This is a genomic window from Bacillus sp. B2-WWTP-C-10-Post-4 (assembly GCF_009183805.1).
Taxonomy (GTDB): domain Bacteria; phylum Bacillota; class Bacilli; order Bacillales; family Bacillaceae_G; genus Bacillus_A; species Bacillus_A cereus.
Genome location: NZ_WEII01000212.1, coordinates 1 through 3656, shown reverse-complemented (window position 1 = coordinate 3656; position 3656 = coordinate 1). Strand labels below are relative to the sequence as shown.

Genomic DNA, 3656 nt, shown 5'->3' with positions numbered 1-3656 from the left:
GTTTAATACTATATATGGGTGAACAAAATATTGCACTAATAATCTAATGGTAGCAAAAATAAATTTGATAAGAAGTATATAGTAAGAATGATTTGGAGATACAGATGGGGATATAACTATTTTATTTAGGACGGTGCACTTTAAATGGATTTACAGAAAGGGAAATTATATTGGAACACAACTTTTTCTAATACACCTTCTTATCCTCGGTTGGAAGAAGATATAAAATGTGACGTACTAATAATAGGAGCAGGAAGTTCAGGTGCTCAATCAGCATACTATTTGAGTGAATCAGATTTAAATATTGTTGTCGTTGATAAAAGAAAGGTAGGACACGGGAGTAACCTTACAAATACAGCACTTATTCAATATTTAGGTGACAAGATGTTTTTTGAACTTGTAAATACATTTGGAGAAGAGTATGCAGTTAAGCATATGAAATTGTGTGAACAAGCTATTAATGATATTGAATATGCTGATCAAAACTTGCCTTATTGCTCTGATTTTAAACGACGTGACAGTTTATATTATGCAAGTTATGAAGAGGATATAAAGAAATTAGAAAAAGAACTGTATTATTTACATAAGCATGATTTTAAAGCGACTTGGCTATCAGAGGAACAAATTGGACAGAGATATCCATTTAAAAAACGTGCAGCTATTTATACGTATAATGATGGTGAAATAAATCCTTATAAATTTACACATAGTTTATTAGAACAAGCTGCTAATAAAGGAGTTCAAATTTATGAAGATACAGAGATTGTTGGCAAAAAGTTAGAGAAAGAATGTGCTATCTTTTATACAAAGGGGGGCAATTCTATTACTGCCAATAAAGTAATTGTGGCTGCAGGATATGAAGGGTTGGAATTTAAAAAGGAAAAGAACGCTACACTGATTAGCTCATATGCAGTTGTTACTAATCCTGTAGAAGATTTATCTTCTTGGTATAAACGTACTCTCATTTGGGAAACTGCGAGACCATATATTTATATGAGAACTACTGCAGATAACAGGATTATTATAGGTGGGTTAGATGAAGATACAAACATTGCTCAAGAAAGAGATTCAAAATTAATCCATAAAAAAGAGAAATTAGTAAATGAATTTAATAAGCTCTTTCCCAATATAACAGTTGAACCTGAATTTTATTTAAGTGCTTTTTATGGTGGTACTCATGATGGTTTACCTATAATTGGAATGTATGAAGAGTTTCCAAATTGTCACTTTATCTATGCGTATGGAGATAATGGATTAGTATATAGTATGGTGCTTTCTAAAATTGTTCGAGATATAATTATTAGCGGTTCAAGTCCGGATTTGAATTTATATTTACAAACTAGACCAAAACTAAATGAGTAAGCTACATGTATGCAAAATCAAGGTAGTATAAAAAAGTAATAGTTTTTACGGTTTTAATTACTTTATATAGGAAGCAATTCTACAATTATAATCTCTCCAATATATTTGGGGGGATTTATTTTTTTCTTATGATTTATTGAAAAATAGTCTAATTAGACTATAATGAGTATATAGTTTAATTAGACTATATATTTTATTGAGTGTGAAAAAAGGAGGAAAGAGGTATGGTTGCAAAAGAGAGCAACTTACGCTTAGTGATAGCTGGGTTAATGCTAGGCATTTTAATGGCTGCAATGGATAATACAATTGTTGCCACTTCAATTGGTACAATTGTCTCAGATTTGGGTGGATTGGATAAATTCATCTGGGTTACTTCTGCTTATATGGTTGCAGTTATGGCGGGTATGCCTATTTTCGGGAAATTATCTGATATGTATGGTAGAAAGAGGTTTTATATTTTTGGTTTATTAATCTTCTTAATTGGTTCTGCATTATGCGGTACTGCGCAAAGTATTGTTCAGCTAAGTATTTATCGTGCAATTCAAGGTATAGGTGGGGGGGCACTGATGCCAATCGCCTTTACCATTGTATTTGATATTTTTCCTATTGAAAAAAGAGGGAAAATGACTGGATTATTAGGGGCCGTATTTGGTTCTTCAAGTGTATTAGGACCTTTATTAGGTGCGTATATAACAGAAAATATAAGTTGGCATTGGATTTTTTACGTCAATATTCCAATTGGTCTAATGTCATTAATTTTTATTTTAAAAGCTTATAAAGAAAATAATCCACCTACTAAGCAAAATATTGATTGGTGGGGGGCGATAACACTCGTCATAGCAGTAATTAGCTTAATGTTCGCTTTAGAGTTGGGAGGAAAGGAATTTAAGTGGGATTCGATACAAATTATTGGGTTATTTGCATCGTTTATTGTATTTTTCGTTGGCTTCCTATTGGTAGAAAGAAAAGTGAAAGATCCGATAATATCATTTTGGATGTTTAAGCGTAAGGAGTTTGCAATATCACAAATTATTACGTTTTTCTATGGAGCAACATTTGTTATTTTAACAGTATTTATTCCTATTTTTGTTCAGGCTGTATATGGTGGAACAGCAACTAATGCTGGATTAATTTTAACCCCAATGATGTTAGGTTCTGTAGTAGGTAGTGCAATTGGTGGAATATTTCAAACGAAAATTAGTTACCGCAACTTGATGTTATTATCTATAATATCCTTTGGGATAGGTATGTATTTGTTAGGAACGATGGATCCACAAACAAGCCGTGTACTTTTAACGATATACATGATTATAACGGGGTTTGGAGTTGGATTTTCGTTCTCTTTGCTTCCCACAGTTTCTATTCATAATATGGAACCGAGATTCCGTGGTTCAGCTACTTCAACAAATTCATTCTTTCGTTCACTAGGTATGACAATTGGAGTAACGATTTTTGGCTCCATTCAAAATAGTACCTTTACAGCTAACTTAAAGGATGCTTTTAAGGGAATAGAACATGGTTCCAGCATGTTAAATAATCTAGGTGATCCGAGTGCAATATTTCGCTCAGATGTAAGGTCCAGTATACCTACTTTTATTCTTGAAAAGGTTATAGCTGCTATGTCATCTTCCATTACTACTGTTTTTCTATTAGCTTTAATTCCAATTATCGTTTCGTTTATGGCAATATTATTTATGGGGAATGTCAAAGCTGGTACAAAGGATAATAAAGTGAATTTGAAGTTATAAATTTTATAAAACAAAAAGATTCTTTACTTATTTTTAGCTTATACTATTGGTATAGGTTATTAAGGAGTGGAGAGTTATGAATACAAAGCTTTTTATGCTGGGTCTTCTTATGGAGAAAAATAGGCATCCGTATGAAGTCCAGCAACTTTTAAAAAATAGTGAAATGAAATATTATATAAAAATTACTAAAGGCTCTTTATATTATACATTTGAGCAACTTGAAAAGAAGGGTTTTATAGAGGTTGTTGATATTATTCGTAATGAACAACGTCCTGAACGGACTATTTACGGTATTACTAAAAGTGGTAAACAAGAATTTGAACATTTATTATTAGAGCAAATGATAAAGAAAGAGGATATGCATCGTCCTATATATGAAGCGCTACTTTTTGCACAATATGGGGAAGAAGAATTAATTCTAGAACAGCTAAAAACTAAAATTTCTCAACTGACGTTATATCTTACTACCCTTCAAAAAGTATATGAAGAGAAGTGTGGAAAAGAGAGTGTAGCTAAGTTATATATATTATCTAGTGTCATTTTACA

Annotated in this window: 3 protein-coding genes; all 3 read left to right on the top strand. The window is 31.8% G+C overall.

The genetic code is table 11. The features are described 5' to 3' along the window. Window positions 1-144: 144 nt before the first annotated feature. Entirely contained in the window at window positions 145-1362 is a 1218-nt protein-coding gene (locus GBN78_RS29100; protein ID WP_000365643.1) for an NAD(P)/FAD-dependent oxidoreductase, read from the top strand. Window positions 1363-1586: 224 nt separating this feature from the next. Further along, window positions 1587-3110 (top strand): MDR family MFS transporter, encoded by a 1524-nt coding sequence (locus tag GBN78_RS29095; protein WP_000225814.1) that lies wholly within the window; start codon window positions 1587-1589, stop codon window positions 3108-3110. Window positions 3111-3186: 76 nt separating this feature from the next. Continuing rightward, window positions 3187-3656 (top strand): PadR family transcriptional regulator (locus tag GBN78_RS29090; protein ID WP_152128004.1); only part of this gene is annotated, 470 nt, incomplete at its 3' end.

What these genes read in the sequence shown, in the direction of transcription:
- GBN78_RS29100 (WP_000365643.1), top strand. Translation starts at nt 145, where the DNA reads ATGGATTTACAGAAAGGGAAATTATATTGGAACACAACTTTTTCTAAT.
- GBN78_RS29095 (WP_000225814.1), top strand. Translation starts at nt 1,587, where the DNA reads ATGGTTGCAAAAGAGAGCAACTTACGCTTAGTGATAGCTGGGTTAATG.